The 15,098-nt window shown below is 74.0% G+C and carries 10 protein-coding genes; 1 reads left to right on the forward strand and 9 read right to left on the reverse strand.

The annotated features are described in order from the left end of the window. Window positions 1-24: 24 nt before the first annotated feature. The gene (locus ACI79Q_RS00980; RefSeq protein WP_456588006.1) at window positions 25-1,710 is read left to right on the forward strand and encodes an MDR family MFS transporter; all 1,686 of its coding nucleotides are present in this window, start codon (window positions 25-27) and stop codon (window positions 1,708-1,710) included. 73 nt (window positions 1,711-1,783) lie between these two features. On the opposite strand, the gene ACI79Q_RS00985 is transcribed toward ACI79Q_RS00980, so the two are convergent. From ACI79Q_RS00985 to ACI79Q_RS01025, 9 genes are all read right to left on the reverse strand, one after another. Beyond that, window positions 1,784-4,024: a glycoside hydrolase family 3 C-terminal domain-containing protein gene (locus tag ACI79Q_RS00985; RefSeq protein WP_456599228.1), complete on the reverse strand. Its 2,241-nt coding sequence runs from the start codon at window positions 4,022-4,024 to the stop codon at window positions 1,784-1,786. Between the two features lie 168 nt (window positions 4,025-4,192). Further along, the gene (locus ACI79Q_RS00990; RefSeq protein ID WP_456613951.1) at window positions 4,193-5,077 is read right to left on the reverse strand and encodes an LLM class flavin-dependent oxidoreductase; all 885 of its coding nucleotides are present in this window, start codon (window positions 5,075-5,077) and stop codon (window positions 4,193-4,195) included. Between the two features lie 158 nt (window positions 5,078-5,235). Further along, a complete protein-coding gene (locus tag ACI79Q_RS00995) occupies window positions 5,236-6,093 on the reverse strand; it encodes a nucleoside hydrolase (RefSeq protein ID WP_456599226.1) in 858 nt (285 codons plus the stop codon). A 15-nt stretch (window positions 6,094-6,108) separates the two neighbouring features. Beyond that, window positions 6,109-7,626 carry a family 43 glycosylhydrolase gene (locus ACI79Q_RS01000; protein ID WP_456613952.1) on the reverse strand — a complete coding sequence of 506 codons (1,518 nt, stop codon included), beginning with the start codon at window positions 7,624-7,626 and terminating at the stop codon, window positions 6,109-6,111. Beyond that, window positions 7,626-7,808, reverse strand: coding sequence for a hypothetical protein (locus ACI79Q_RS01005; RefSeq protein WP_456588011.1), 183 nt, complete (start codon window positions 7,806-7,808; stop codon window positions 7,626-7,628). The genes ACI79Q_RS01000 and ACI79Q_RS01005 overlap by 1 nt, the downstream gene beginning before the upstream one ends. A gap of 109 nt (window positions 7,809-7,917) precedes the next feature. Then, the gene (locus ACI79Q_RS01010; RefSeq protein ID WP_456588012.1) at window positions 7,918-8,850 is read right to left on the reverse strand and encodes an alpha/beta hydrolase fold domain-containing protein; all 933 of its coding nucleotides are present in this window, start codon (window positions 8,848-8,850) and stop codon (window positions 7,918-7,920) included. After that, a complete protein-coding gene (locus tag ACI79Q_RS01015; RefSeq protein WP_456613953.1) occupies window positions 8,847-11,483 on the reverse strand; it encodes a glycoside hydrolase family 78 protein in 2,637 nt (878 codons plus the stop codon). Before ACI79Q_RS01015 ends, ACI79Q_RS01010 begins: the two co-directional genes overlap by 4 nt. Further along, window positions 11,480-12,397 carry an alpha/beta hydrolase fold domain-containing protein gene (locus ACI79Q_RS01020; protein WP_456613954.1) on the reverse strand — a complete coding sequence of 306 codons (918 nt, stop codon included), beginning with the start codon at window positions 12,395-12,397 and terminating at the stop codon, window positions 11,480-11,482. The genes ACI79Q_RS01015 and ACI79Q_RS01020 overlap by 4 nt, the downstream gene beginning before the upstream one ends. Beyond that, entirely contained in the window at window positions 12,394-15,096 is a 2,703-nt protein-coding gene (locus ACI79Q_RS01025) for a family 78 glycoside hydrolase catalytic domain (RefSeq protein WP_456613955.1), read from the reverse strand. Before ACI79Q_RS01025 ends, ACI79Q_RS01020 begins: the two co-directional genes overlap by 4 nt. Between the last annotated feature and the right edge of the window lie 2 nt (window positions 15,097-15,098).

Consider the following 15,098-nt stretch of genomic DNA (forward strand, 5'->3'; position numbering starts at 1 on the left):
GCCGTCCCTTCCCGAGGAGCTCCGTTGCCCGCCCCCACCACGGCACCGACCGACGCCGGTGCCCCGCCGATCGTCCTGACCCGGCGGCGGATCAACACCATCTTCGGCGCCCTGCTCGCCGGCATGCTCATGGCCGCCCTGGACCAGACGATCGTCTCGACGGCGATGCCGACGGTCGTCGGCGAGCTGGGCGGGGTCTCCCACATGGCGTGGATGACCACCGCCTACCTGCTGGCCACCACCCTGGTCATGCCGGTCTACGGGAAGTTCGGCGACCTCTGGGGCCGCCGGACCCTGTTCCTCGTCGCCATCGCCCTGTTCACCGTCGCGAGCGTCGGCGCCGCGCTGTCGCCGGACTTCACCTGGCTGGTCGTCTGGCGCGGGGTGCAGGGCCTCGGCGGCGGCGGGCTGATGATCCTGGCCCAGGCGATCATCGCCGACATCGTCCCGGCGCGGGAGCGGGCCAAGTACATGGGCCCGATCGGCGCGCTCTTCGGCCTCTCCGCCGTCGCCGGCCCGCTGGTCGGCGGCTTCTTCACCGACCACCCGGCGTTCGGCTGGGAGTGGGCGTTCTGGATCAACGTGCCGGTCGGCCTGGCGGTGCTCGCCATCGGCTGGTTCGCCCTGACCCTGCCGCGCAAGCGGAGCACCACCCCGGTGGACTACGCGGGCATCCTGGCGCTGTCGGCCGCGACGACGTCCCTGGTGCTGTTCACCGACTTCGGGGGCCGCGACGGCTGGGGTTCGTGGCAGGCGCTCTCGCTGCTCGCCGCGCTGGTGGCCGCCACCGCCGTCTTCGTGGCGATCGAGCGCCGCGCCGCCGAGCCCATCATCCCGATGACGCTCTTCCGCAACCCCACGTTCGTGGTCGCCACCGCGCTGGGGCTGGCCGTCGGCCTGGGCATGTTCTCCGCCATCGCGTTCATGCCCACGTTCCTGCAGATGGCCTCCGGGCTGTCCGCGGCGAACTCCGGCCTGCTGATGCTGCCGATGACCGCCGGCATCATCGTCACCATCCAGAGCTCGGCGGTGTACATCGCCAGGAGCGGCCGGTACAAGGTCTTCACCGTCGCCGGCGTCGGCGTGATCACGGCGGCGATGGTGTGGATGACCAGCCTCACCGGCGACACCTCGCTCTGGACGATCGGGGCGATGTTCTTCCTGCTCGGCGCGGGTCTCGGCCTGGTCATGCAGAACGTCGTGCTGGCGGCCCAGAACGCGGTGCCCGCCACCCAGATCGGCACCGCCACCTCGACGAACAACTACTTCCGCGAGGTCGGCGCCACCCTGGGCGTCGCGGTCTTCGGCACGCTGTTCACCAGCCGGCTGGCCGAGAACCTGACCGGGGCGCTCACCACGAACGCCGAGCAGGCGGCCCGCGCCGGCATCACCTCGCCGGACACCCTGGTGCCGGCCGCGGTGGACGCGGCCGGGGAGCCGCTGAGGTCCGCGATCGTCGACGCCTACGCCAGCAGCCTCGCCCCGGTGTTCTGGTACCTGGTGCCGGTGCTGGCCGTCGCGTTCCTGCTGGCGCTGGCGCTGAAGGAGATCCCGCTGTCGGACTACGCCGGCATGGTCGCCCGCGGTGAGGCGGTCGCGTCGGAGGACGACCTGCCGGTGGTGCGGGCCGACGGCGAGCCGGAGGCCGGCGCGTTGCCCGGTTCGCCGCAGCCGGGCGGCGGCGCGCGCGAGACGTCGATCCACGGTTAGCGACCGAGCGTGTGCGCGCGGGCCCCGTTCCAGGCTCTGGAACGGGGCCTGCGCGCACATCCGCCGAGCAGGCTCAGCCGTTCCGCGCGGCTCGCGCCTCGGCCATGAGCCGGTCGAGCTCGGCGGGCGGGATCGCCGAGCCGAAGTCGGCGGCGAACCGACCCATCGGCATCGACCCGATCATCTGCAGCATCCCGTCGTGCATCTCCCCGGCGCCCTCGGGCATCGTGGCGAGGAACCCCTCCAGCAACCGGGCACCCACCACCGGGTGGCCGAACCACTCCGCCACCGACGAGCCGAGCGTGAGCTCCGGGACGACGACGTCCCCGGCCAGCGTCACCGTCGCCTCGGCCACGACGTCGGTGGCGCTGCGGCCGATCTGCACGGTGTACTCCCCCGGCGCCACGAGCCAGCGGCCCTCCCGGACGTCCCAGTGGGCGAAGGCCCGCCGGTCGAGCTCGACGGAGACCGTCCGGGACTCCCCCGGCGCCAGCGACACCTTCCGGAACGCCCGGAGCTCCCGGGCCGGGCGACGAACCGGGCCGGCCGTCGTCGCGACGTACACCTGGACCACGTGCCGGCCGGCCCGCTCGCCGGTGTTGGTCACCGTCACGGCCACCGCGGCGGTGTCGTCGCCGGTGGCGGTCACCTGCAGGTCGCCGGTCTCGACGGTCGTGTAGCTCAGCCCGTGGCCGAACGGGTAGCGCACCGGGCGCTCGACGGTCGTGTAGTGGCGGTAGCCGACCATCACGCCTTCGCCGTAGCGGACGGAGCCCTGCTCCCCGGGGAAGTTGAGGTAGGCGGGGGTGTCCTGCAGCCGCAGCGGGATCGTCTCGGCCAGCCGGCCGGAGGGGTCGACGGCGCCGGTGAGCAGATCGGCCAGCGCACCACCGCCGGCCTGCCCCAGCAGGAACCCGGCGAGGACGGCGTCGACGTCGTCGTGCCAGCCCTCCAGCGAGACGATGCCGCCGGAGGAGAGCACGACGACGGTCCGCGGGCTCACCGCCGCCACGGCCCGGATCAGCGCCACCTGGTCGGCGGGCAGGTCGAGGGTCGTCCGGTCGAAGCCCTCCGACTCGTCGGCGTCCGCCAGCCCTGCGAACACGACGGCGACGTCGGCGTCCCGGGCGACGGCGACCGCCTCGTCGCGCAGGGCCGCGGCGTCGCCGGACGCGTCGAGGGAGAACCCCGGCGCGAAGGCCACCGGCCCCGTGGTCAGGTCCTGCAGGGCGCCGAGCGCGTCGTCGACCCGGGTGGCGTTGACGTAGGAGCTGCCGCCGCCCTGGTAGCGCGGGGTGCGGGCGAACTCCCCCACCACGGCGACCCGCGCACCGGGCGCCAGCGGCAGCGCACCGCCGTCGTTCTTCAGCAGGACGGGGCAGCCGGCCGCCAGCTCGCGGGCCAGAGCGTGGTGGGCGTCGACGTCGAAGCCGTCGGCGGGCTCGTTCACCAGCTCCGCGAGGGCGGCCACCCGCCGCACGCTCCGGTCGACGACCGACTCGTCCAGGGCACCCGTCCGCACCGCCTCGACCACGAGCCCGTTCCCCGTGCCGTGGTCACCCGGCATCTGCAGGTCGAGGCCGGCCTCCAGCGCGGCCACGCGGTCCTGCACCGCTCCCCAGTCGGAGACGACGACGCCCTCGAAGCCCCACTCCTCGCGGAGGACATCGGTCAGCAGCCAGCGGTGCTGCGAGGCGTAGACGCCGTTGACCTTGTTGTAGGCGCACATGACCGTCGCCGGCCGGGCCTCGGTGACGACGCGCTCGAAGGCCGGCAGGTAGATCTCCCGGAGGGTGCGCTCGTCGACCTCGGCGCTGACCTGCATGCGCTGGGTCTCCTGGTTGTTGGCCGCGAAGTGCTTCACCGAGGCGCCCACGCCCTCCCCCTGCTGCCCGCGGACGTGCGCGGCACCCAGCACGCCGGAGAGCAGCGGGTCCTCCGAGTAGTACTCGAAGTTGCGCCCGCACAGCGGCGACCGCTTGATGTTCACGCCAGGGCCCAGGACGACCGGCACGCCCAGCGCGCGGGCCTCCCGGCCGACCGCCGCACCCAGCCGCTCGGCGAGCTCGGGGTCCCAGCTCGATCCCACGGCGACCGCGGGCGGGAAGCAGGTGGCCGGCAGGCTCTCCAGCAGGCCGATCTGCCCGAAGTCAGCCGCCTGGCGTCGGACGCCGTGCGGCCCGTCGGTCAGCACGACCGAGGGCAGGCCGGCCTCCTCGATCGGTGGGGTGGACCAGAAGTCCTGGCCGGAGAGCAGGGCCGCCTTCCGCTCCAGCGGCAGCGCGGTCGGGTCGGAGGGAGGAGTCGAGGTCACCCCCGTGATCCTGCCGGGATCTGCCACCGCGGCGGCCCGGCACTGCCATCCAGCGGTAGACGGACCGATCCGTGCAGGGCCGCGCCCGGCGGGCCGCTGCAGGTGACGGCCCGGTGCGGCACCCCGGCGAGCCGCTCCAGCGGCCGCTGCCTCAGTGCGACACCGGCGTCACAGGCCGTGGGCGTCGCGGACGAAGGACATGGCCGCCTCGGGGACGCCGCGCCCGTCGGGCCGCGGCCAGTGCACGGCGACCTCGCTCATGCCGCAGTCGGCCAGCCGCCCCAGGGTGTCGAGATAGCGCTCCCGGCTCTCGAAGGGCCACGCCACCTCCAGCCCGAGGAGCACCGAGCGGCGCAGCTCGGCCGGCGCGCGCCCTTCGTCCTCCAGCGCCTCGGTCAGCCGGCGGCTCTGGTCGGCGACGGCGGTGAACCACTCGTCCGGCCCGACGTCGGCGCCGAACGGGCCGTAGGTCACCCAGGCCGAGCCGTAGCGGGCCGCCAGCCGCAGCGCGCGAGGACCGGTCGCGGCCACGGTGAACGGCACCCTCGGCCGCTGCACGCAGCCCGGCAGCTGGTGGGCGTCCACCGCCTGGAACCACGTCCCGTCGATCGTCGCCACCGGCTCGCGGAGCAACCGGTCGAGCATCGCCAGCCACTCGGCGAACCGCTCCGCCCGCTGCGCCCGGCTCAGCGGCACTCCGCCCAGCACCTGTGCGTCGTGCCCCTCGGTGCCCACCCCGACTCCCAATTCGAGCCGGCCGCCCGTGAGCTGGTCGAGGGTCATGAGCTCCTTGGCGAACGGGACGGGGTGGCGGAAGTTCGGCGAGGCGACGAGCGTCCCGAGCCGGACCCGCTCCGTGCTGACCGCCGCCGCGGCGAGCAGCGGCACGGCGCCGTACCAGGGCCCGTCCGCAAGCCGGGGCCAGGTCAGGTGGTCGTAGGTCCAGACGGTCCGCACGCCCGCCCGCTCCGCGGCGCGCACGTCGTCGAGGAAGGTCGTGACCGGATGCCGGTCCGGGAGCACGACGGCCGACAGGTCGAGCGCGATCGTCACCTCCCCAGTCTGGCGTACGGATCGCCACCGGCCGGCTGCCCGGCCTCTCCCGGGGCCCGTGGTCCACCCCGGAGGTCGCGGCATCACGACGTCGACTGCGTCCGTCGCCGAGTACCGCCTCCGAGGCCGGCGCGCCGAGGACGCCGGCCCCGCGGCGCTCAGCCGCCGTGTCCCGCCCGGCGCTCGTGCAGGCGGAGCCGGGCGAGCAGGTCGGCGACCAGGAGGCGGAGGTCCACGTCGGTGCAGACCCGGCGGGCCGCGCGTCCGGGCCCGGCCGGGGACTCCGTCCAGGTGCAGGACGCGTCGTCGAGGGCGGTGACCAGGACCGGTGCGCTGTCGCCGAGCGGCCACAGCTCACCGAGCTCGATGAAGTCGGGGATCGGCAGCTCGGTGTACTGCCGCCACAGCCAGGCACCCAGCCGCCCGGCGCCGCCCACGTCGTGCTCCAGCTCCGCGACGGAGTACGTGCAGCGCCGGTAGGTCTCCAGCGGGAACTGCCAGACCGCGAGCTCCTTGAGCCCCAGCACCTCGCGGGCGGCCTCGGTGTCGGTGTCCCGGTTGTACTCGAAGGCATCGGCGTCCAGCGCTCCGCCGATCCAGACCAGGGTCAACCGGGGAGCGATCTCCGGGGCCTCCCGCAGCGCCTGGGCCACGTTCGTCAGCGGCCCCCCGCAGACCACGAAGAGCGGCAGCGCATCGTCCCGCCGCGCCTCGGCGACGATGGCGTCCGCGGCCGCCGACGAGGTGTCGCCCCCGCCGATCGGCACGTCGCACCCGGCGCAGACCACCGGCCGCTGGGTGCCCACCAGGTCGACCAGCTCCTGGGCGAGCGCAGCTCCGGCGGCCGCCGTGCCCTCGGGCGGGCCGAACACCGGACTGAGGTGCGAACTGGTCACCGCATCCACCCGGTTGGCGGGGCTGAGCAGGTGGTGGGCCAGAGCCATCAGCCCGTCCGGGTCGCCGGCCCAGTCGTTGTCGATGACGACGCGGCAGCGTTGGGTGATGCGCAGGGACACGTGTTCCTCCAGTGCTCAGACGGTGGGGACGGCGGCCGGGTCATCGGCGCCGGCGTAGGCGAAGGAGCGGACGACCAGCTCACCGGTGGAGCACCAGACGCCGAACAGCCTCCCGGTCATCCCGCCCGCCACCTCGGTGGAGACGTAGCGGCCGTCGATCCGGCCGAGCTCGGCGAACACGCCTGCGGCGTCCACCACCCCGGCGACCAGCTGGTCCGGGCCGAGCGCCGTCGAGGAGAAGTGGCCGTCGTCCGGCACGGCGCGGAGCTCGAGGACGACGTCCTCGCCCGCCGGGACCGAGGTCTCCCCCAGCACCTGCCGCAGCGCGCCCACGTGCGCGACTGCACGGACCCGGCCACCGTCCACCTCCAGGGCGAGCTGGTGCCGAGAATCCATGCGCACCGACAGCCCGCCGACCCCGTTCCCGTCCGCCGCCACGACCGCGCGGGCCCGGCAGTGCAGGTGCTCCTGTCTGCGTCCCACGAACGCGAGGTCCTCGGAGGCGAGGTCGCCGTCCCGAGCGCACAACCGCCAGCCGCCCTCGCCGCGGGTGAGCACCTCGCCGGGGAACCGGCGGGGCGAGACCCAGGAGACCGGCAGCTCGGCGCCGGCCAGCTCCTCGACCTCGACCGCGTCCGTCGGCGGGGCCAGCCACTCGCCGATACGCGGCCAGCCGTCCTCCCACACCACCTCGGCGGCGAACGTCTCGCGCCCGAGCACGTGGAACTGCGGGCTGGCCCCGCGCGGGCGCACGCCGTGGAAGACGACCGCCCAGCTGCCGTCCGGCCGCTGCACGAGGTCCGAGTGCCCGGTGTTCTGGACCGGTGACTCGATCCCCCGGTGGGTGAGCAGCGGGTTCCACGGGCACGGCTCGAACGGCCCCGACGGCGAGGGACCCCGCGCAATCGTCACCGCGTGCCCGCGTTCGGTGCCCCCCTCGGCGATCAGCAGGTACCAGTACCCACCGATGCGGTAGAGGTGCGGCCCCTCCGGGAACCGGCCGCCGGTGCCCTGCCAGACGTGCCGCCGTCCGGTCAGTGCACGACCGGACACCGGGTCGACCGCCTGCTGCACCAGGCCGGCCGGTCCGCCGGCGCCGAAGCCGGCGTAGGTGACCAGCAGGGTGCCGTCGTCGTCCCAGGCTAGGTCGGGGTCGATGCCTCGCACGTCGGTCAGCCGGACCGGCTCCGACCACTCCCCCAGCGGGTCGTCGGTGTGCACGAGGACCTGCCACCCGCCGTCGGCGAGGTTGGTGGTGATCATCCAGAACCGGCCGTCGTGGAACCGGATGGTCGGGGCGGTGATGCCACCCGAGCCCGGCGCCCGGGATACGTCGAGCTGGGACCGCCGAACGAGCACGTGCCCGGCCTGCTTCCACGTGACCAGGTCGGTCGAGCGGAACAGCGGCACACCGGGCGCGTACTCGAAGCTGGAGACGACCATCCAGTAGGTGTCCCCCACCCGGCAGATGCTCGGGTCGGGGTGGAACCCGGGGACGACGGGCCGCGGGTCCCCGGAGCCGGAGGGCGGCATCAGTCGTGGTCCTCGATCCGCCACTCGTCGTGCCAGTCGAGCACCGGCATCCCACCGTCGAACCGGACGGACAGCCACACGTAGCCGGCCACCGACGTGTCCGCCTGGGCCTGGATCCGGTTGCCGTCCGTGTCGAGCCAGACCTGTCCCGGCCGGATGGAGTCGTACGTCTCCACGGTCATGCGCGCAGCTCTGCCGTTCGTGGGGTCGTCTTCATGTCGACGGAGGGGTCGGCCCACCGCCGCCGCCCGGCTCGGCGGCGGTGGGCCGGAGGAGCCGGCGACGTGGGGTTCAGGACAGGTGCTTCCGGAGGAAGCCCACGGACCGGTCGAGGATCGGCTCCACGTCGATGGTGACGAACCCGTGGTCGGCGCCGTCCACCTCCACGAGCTCGGCCGACGCACCCACCTGCTGGAGGGCCGCCACGAGGCGCCGGCTCTGGCCCGGGCCGACGGCTCCGTCCTGCGTGCCGTGAAAGGCCAGCACCGGCGGCGCGTCCGGGCGCACATAGGTGATCGGGCTGACGGCGCGAGCCCGGTCCTCGTGCTCGCGCAGGGCCCCACCGATGAGCTGACCGACCGGGGAGTCGGCGCTCTCGTGGTCCGCGCGCCCGCCGGTCGTGTCGTCCTCCTGCAGCGCCAGCACGTCCGTGACGCCGAAGAAGTCCACGACCGCTGCCACCGGGAGGTCGGGGCCCTCCACCCCGACGCGCGGGCCGAAGTCGCTCCGGTCGTGCGTGAACGCCAGGAGGAGGGCCAGGTGGGCACCTGCCGAGCCGCCCCACAGGGCCACGCGGTCGCCATCGATCCCGAGCTGCGCGGCGAAGTGCCGCACGTACCGGACGCCGGCCCGGACGTCGAGGAGCTGCGCCGGGAACGGCGCCTCGGCGCTGAAGCGGTAGGTGATCGAGGCGAAGGCCATCCCCGCGGCCAGGATCTTCTCGCGCATCGGGACGAAGGACGGGGACCAGACCTCTTCGGCCGCCCCCATGCGGAACGCGCCCCCGTGGATGAACACGACGACAGGGACGGGCTGCTCCGCCGCGGGCACGACGACGTCGAGGAGCAGGTTCCGGTAGCCGTCGACCAGGGCGAAGGTCTCGCTCCGGTAGGTCGTCCGGCCGTCGGGCCCCGGCACCCCGTGGGTGGGCGGGAAGCAGGTGGGCAGGGTGAAGGCAGGCGCGTCCTGCGCCGCAGCGGCGCCGTGCGACTCCGTGGTGGTCACTGGTGGTCCTCCGGGTTGAAGAAGAGCGCCGGCTTCTCGACCGGCGTCGGTTCGGTGATCTCGGCGGCGAAGGTGTGCCGGCCGGAGCCGACCTCCACCGGAGCGCTGCCGTCGGGCAACCGGATCTCCGCCGTCGTGCTGGGCGGCACCGTGACCTCCAGGGCGAACCGCGTCCCACCGGTCAGCGTCCAGGAGACCTCCGCCGTCCCGTACGGCGTCTCGTGCGTCGCGCCGGCCGACGTGAGCCCCGGCCCCGGACGGGGGGCCACCCTGAGCCGCCGGTACCCGGGCGCCGCCGGGGCCAGCCCGGCCACGGTCCGGTGCAGCCAGTCGGCGACCGCACCGAACGCGTAGTGGTTGAACGACGTCATCTCGCCGGGGTTGATGGTCCCGTCCGGGAGCATGGAGTCCCAGCGTTCCCAGATCGTCGTCGCCCCCATCGTCACCGCGTACAGCCACGACGGGTTCTCGCGCTGCAGGAGCAACTCGTAGGCGGTGGACAGCTCCCCGGCGTGGGTAAGTGCGTGGGTGACTAGGGGCGTGCCGAGAAAACCGCTGGCGATGTGGAACCCGTCCTTCAGCACCTGCTCGGCGAGCAGCCGGCCGGCATGCTCACGCTGCCCGGGCTCCAGCAGATCGAACTCCAGCGCCAGCGCGTAGGCGGTCTGGGACGGGAAGGCGAGGCGGCCGTTCGGCGACACGTACTCGGCGCGGAAGCGGACCGCGGCCCGGTCGGCGAGCTCGGCGAAGCGGCTCCCGTCGTGACCCAGCACCTCGGCCGCCTGCGCCACGGTCCGGGCCGAGCGTGCCAGGTACGCAGTGGCCACGCACTGCCACGGCGTGCGCGCGGCGGCCGGGTTGTCCGGCGGCGCCGCGGTGTCCAGCCAGTCACCGAAGGAGAAGCCCCCCTCCGGGAAGTCCAGGTGGGCACCGGCGCGACCGGCGAAGGCGTCGATCCAGGCGACCATCGACTCCCACTGGTCGGCGAGCAGCTGCCGGTCCCCGGAGCGCTGGTAGAGCACCCACGGGACGACGACGGCGGCGTCGCCCCACCCGGTCTCCGGGTTCTGCGGGAAGGGCAGCAGCGGCAGGAACGGCACGTACATCGGTACGACGCCGCCGTGGTCCTCCAGCTGCTCGACCGCGAGGTCGGCCAACCAGGAGCGCAGCATGCCGGCGGTGTCGTACAGGAACGACGCCGTCGGGGCGAAGACCTGCAGGTCGCCGGTCCAGCCCAGCCGCTCGTCGCGCTGCGGGCAGTCGGTGGGGATGTCGACGAAGTTGCCCCGCATGCCCCAGACGACGTTCTCGTGCAGCCGCTCGACGTCGGGGTCGGAACACGTGAACGTGCCGGTGCGGCGCAGGTCGGTGTGCAGGACGACGGCCTCGAGATCCGCCGGGCGCAGCTCACCCGGCCAGCCCGAGACCTCCGCGTAGCGGAACCCGTGGAAGGTGAACCGTGGCTCCCAGGTCCGCGGCCCCGCACCGTCGAGCACGACGACGTCGGTGGCGCGCGCGGCCTTGAGCGGGCGCGTGCCCAGCTCGCCGTGTTCCAGCACCTCGGCGTGCCGGACGGTGATCTCGGTGCCGGCGGGGCCGTCGGGCAGGGAGAAGCGGATCCGCCCCACGAGGTTCTGCCCGAAGTCGACCAGCGTCTTCCCCGTCGGGGACGTGGTGATGGCCTGGACGGGAAGGGTCTGCGTCCGCCGTACGGGCGGACCTGTGGGAGCCACCAGCGTGGTGACGTCCAGGTCGCCGACCTCGACCGGGGTCCACGTCGCGTCGTCGAAGCCCGGCGCCGACCAGCCGGGCAGCTCCCGGCGGGCGTCGTAGGTCTCGCCGTTGTAGAGACCGGAGCCGACCGTAGGCCCGCCGGCCGAACGCCACGAGCTGTCGGTGACCAGCACGGTCCGCGTGCCGTCGGGGTGCTCCACCTCCAGCTGCAGGAAGGCGCCGGTGCGGTCGCCGTACCACTCGCGCTTGCCGGTGAAGCCCACGTAGCCGGTGAACCAGCCCTCGGCCAGCTGCACGCCGAGGGCGTTGGTGCCCTCGCGCAGCAGGCCCGTGACGTCGTAGGTCTGGTAGCGCAGCCGGTGCCGGTAGCTCGTCCACCCCGGCGCCAGCACCACGTCCGAGACCGCCGCTCCATTGAGCTCGGCCTCGTAGACGCCCTGCGCGGTGGCGTACAGCCGGGCGCGGACGACCGGCTTCTCGAGGACGAACTCGCGCCGCAGGAGGGCGACCGGCTCCTCCACGTCGCGGGGCAGGACCGGCTGGACCAGCTCGGCGGTCCAGTCCGCGGGTTCCAGGAGACCTGCCTCGACGAGGACGTCCTCGCTCCACGCCGACGGCTCGGCGGCGCCCTCCGTCCAGACCCGCACGCGCACGGACCGGCGTTCCCGGCTCACGAGCGGCGGAGCCTCCCACGGGACGAGGACCGACTCGGCCGACGCGACGCGGCCCGACGACCAGACCTCGCCGTCCTCCGGCGCGATCTCCAGCTCGTAGGCGGCCTGGCGCCAGCCGGGCAGGTCGGTGCGCGTGACCCAGGACAGCCGCGGCGTCGTCTCCCCGATGCCGAACGGCTCCCGGTGGTGCTCGATCGAGACGGGTAGGACGGTCAGGTCGCTCATCCGAGCGCCTCCCTCAGGTAGTGGACGGACAGCTGCACGACGGCGTCGATGTCGTCGCAGCCGGTGAAGATGTGCTCGGCGCCCTCGACCGGGACCAGCCGGACGTCCACACCGGCAGCGCTCATGGCGTCCGCGAGCTGCTGGCTCTGGTTGAACGGCACCAGCCAGTCGGCGGTGCCGTGGATCAGCAGGAACGGCGGCGCGCCTGCGGTCACGTGGGTCACCGGGCTGGCGTCGGCCGTCGTGGCTTCGTCGAGGCCGGCGAGGAGGTGTTCCTCCGCCGGCACCCGCATCACCTCGGGCAGCTTCGCCGCGATGTGCGGCGGCGGGGTCACCCCCGGCATGGTCGACAGATCGGAGACGCCGTACCAGTCGACGGCGACGTCGACGCCGCTGGACGGCCCGACGACCCCGAGGTCGCCCTCCAGGTCGGCGCGGTGCCCGGTCAGGGCGACGAGCGCGGCGAGGTGACCGCCGGCCGACTCGCCGGCGACCCCGATCCGGGTGACATCGACGCCGAGTTCCCCGGCGTGCGCCCGCAGGTACCGGACGGCGGCCTTCGCGTCGTGCAGCTGGGCCGGGAAGGGCGCCTCGAGGGAGAACCGGTAGTCGATCGTGGCGATCGCCAGCCCCGCGGCGACGAACGCCTCGAACAGCGAGTCCGGCCGCAGCGTCTCCGGCAGGTAGCGGCGGTCGCCCATCATCCAGGCGCCGCCGTGGATCCAGACGACGAGCGGAGCCGGCTCCTCCCCCGGGGGGACCCAGACGTCCAGCTGCAGCGGCCGGTAGCCGGCCGGGCAGGCGTAGGTGACGCCGGAGAAGACCCGGACGCCGTCGTCCCGCCGGGTCGCCGGAGGCGGCGGCAGGAACCGGGCGGGCCCCGCCCACTCGAACGCCTCGACCTCGGACGTCATCGTTCGGTGTCCTCTCCGTCCAAGGGGCTGGTGAACCGGTGCTCGCCGGGGCCGGCGGTCGTCGTGGTGCCGTCGGGCAGGACCACTTCGGCCTCCGTCCCGGCGGGGACGACCACCCGGAGATCGAACGCACCGCCGTCGATCCGCCAGGCGGACTCGATCCGGCCGTACGGGGACTCGTGCGCCGCCTCGGCCGAGGTCAGGCCGCCGCCGGGGCGCGGACGGACGCGGAACCGGCGGTAGGCGGGATCGATCAGCTGCAGGCCCGCGGTGTACCGGTGGAGGAACGAGACGACCGCGCCCTTGGAGTAGTGGTTGAGCGAGTCGTGCGGCACGCCGTCGTCGTCCACGCCGCCCCAGCTCTCCCACACCGTGGTGCCGCCCCGGTCGATCATCGTCAGCCACGACGGCTCGGTGTCCTGCAGCAGCAGCTCGTAGGCGACGTCGACGTGCCCTGCGTCGGCCAGCACGGGAAGCAGGTACGGCGTGGCGAGGAAGCCGGTACCCAGGTGGGTGTCGGCCTTGCGGATCAGCTCGACCAGCCGCTCGGCGACCGCCGGCCGTAGCTCGGCCGGGACGAGATCGAAGGCCAGCGCCCGCACGTGGGTCGCCTGCGTGTCGGGGGTGAGCCGGCCCTCGGCGTCGACGTACTCCGCCTGCCACGCCTGCCGGGCCAGCTCGCTGAGCTCCGCGTAGCGGGCTGCGTCGTCGTGCCGGCCGAGGACCTCGGCGATCCGGGCCGCGAGCCGGGCGCTGTAGGCGAAGTATGCGGTGGCGACATGCCCCTTGTCGGCCGTCCGGAACTCGTCGTTGCCCGTTCCGAGGTTCTCGCCGGGCTCGAGCCACTCGCCCCAGTGGAAGCCGGTGTCCCAGAGGTGGCGCTCGTGCGGCGCGGGATCGGGATTGCGCTCGACGCGGGACGGGTGGCGCCCCTCCCGCGCCAGGCGCTCGGTGCGGTCCAGCCACCGCACCATCGTCGGCCACAGCTCGTCGAGCAGCTGTTCGTCGCCGTAGGCCCGGTAAATCTCCCACGGGACGATCACCGCGGCATCGCCCCAGCCGGACGAGCCGTTCAGGTGCCCGATCGGCCCGTCCCTGCCCTCGTGCCGTGGGCTCGGGCTGACGTTCGCGATCGTGCCGTCGGGCCACTGGTCGACGACGACGTCCCGGAGCCACTTGGTCGAGAACCCGGCCACGTCGTACAGGAAGGCGGCCGTCGGCACGAACAGCTGCCAGTCACCGGTCCAGCCGTGCCGCTCGCGGTGTGGGCAATCGGTCGGGATGTCGCAGGCGTTGCCGCGGAAGCTCCACAGCGCCGCCTCGTGCAGGCGGTCCACCCGCTCGTCGCTGCAGGAGAACCAGCCGGTGCGGCGCAGATCGGTGTGCACCACCACCCCGCGGACGTCGTCCACGGTCAGGTCACCGGGATGGCCCTCGATGCGCACGTACCGGAACCCGTGCGTGGTCCGGCGTGGCTCGAAGACGTCGCCGGGGGCGCCCGCGGACACCACGGAATCGACCTGCCCGGCGGAGAGCCGGTGCGGCAGGAACGGCATGTCGGGCTCGAGGTTCGCGACCGTGACGTCGCCGTCGGGCGCGAGCCACTCCCCGTGGGTCAGCGTGAGGTTCGTGCCGGCCGGGCCGAGGTCGGTGAGCCGGACCCACCCGTTGATGTTCTGGCCGAGGTCGATCACGTGGGCACCGCTCGCCAGCCTCGTCACCGAGCGCGGGACCAGCTCCTCGACCCGCCGCACCGGCGGGGCCGGCGAGTCGACGAGGCCCGCGTAACCGTGCTCGACGACGGCGACGTCGTCCCAGCCGGTGTCGTCGAAGCCGGGGGCTTCCCAGCCGCGCGGCAGCCGACGCAGGTCCCAGCGCTCCCCCTCGATCAGGTCCGCGGCGACGACGTGGCCGAGCGCGCTGCGCCACCCCGGACCCGAGCCCACCACCGCGGTCGAGCCGTCGTCGTACGTGAGGTGCAGCTGGACCAGCAGCGCGAGCCCGCTCCCCCACTGGTCGGCCGCCCGCGTCAGGCCGACCTGCCCCCGGAACCACCCGTCAGCGAGGACGATCCCCAGCGCGTTGCGACCGACCGAGACCGATGGGGTGACGTCGTAGGTCTGCACCTGCAGCCGCGCGTCGTACTGCGTGTAACCCGGGGTGAGCTCGGCGTCCCCCACCCGCCGCCCGTTGAGGAACGCCTCGTAGAGGCCCTGCGCGGTGGCGTGCAGCCGGGCGGCGGTCACCGGCCGGTCGGCGTCGAACTCGAACCGGAGCAGGGCGGCCGGCCGCGACCCCTTCGGGCCGCTGGGCATCCGGCCGGGCTCCACCCAGGACGCCTGCCAGTCCTCCGCCCAGAGCAGGCCGGTCTCGAAGGACGCCGGCTCGGACCACGGGCTCTCACCGAGGTCGGTGCCCACCCGCACCCGCCACTCCACCCGCTGGCCGGAGCAGAGCGGCGGCCCGGCGTAAGGCACCAGGAGGCCTCGGTCGCCCCCCACCCAGCCGGTGTCCCACCCGCTGTCGGTGGTGATCCGGTAGGCGCGCTGCTCGCGAGCGCCCTCGGGCAGCCGCCATGACAGCCGGGGCGCGGTGCTCCGCAGACCGAGCGCCTCGTCCAGATGCTCGACGCGCAGGCCGTGCGGCGCAGACGCGGAGCTCGTGTGCGCAAGGACCCCGGCGTCCTCGGCTACTCGCACGC

The sequence above is a fragment of the Blastococcus sp. SYSU DS0828 genome, assembly GCF_054050975.1.

What these genes read in the sequence shown, in the direction of transcription:
- ACI79Q_RS01000 (WP_456613952.1), bottom strand. Translation starts at nt 7,626, where the DNA reads ATGCCGCCCTCCGGCTCCGGGGACCCGCGGCCCGTCGTCCCCGGGTTC.
- ACI79Q_RS01015 (WP_456613953.1), bottom strand. Translation starts at nt 11,483, where the DNA reads ATGAGCGACCTGACCGTCCTACCCGTCTCGATCGAGCACCACCGGGAG.
- ACI79Q_RS01005 (WP_456588011.1), bottom strand. Translation starts at nt 7,808, where the DNA reads ATGACCGTGGAGACGTACGACTCCATCCGGCCGGGACAGGTCTGGCTC.
- ACI79Q_RS01020 (WP_456613954.1), bottom strand. Translation starts at nt 12,397, where the DNA reads ATGACGTCCGAGGTCGAGGCGTTCGAGTGGGCGGGGCCCGCCCGGTTC.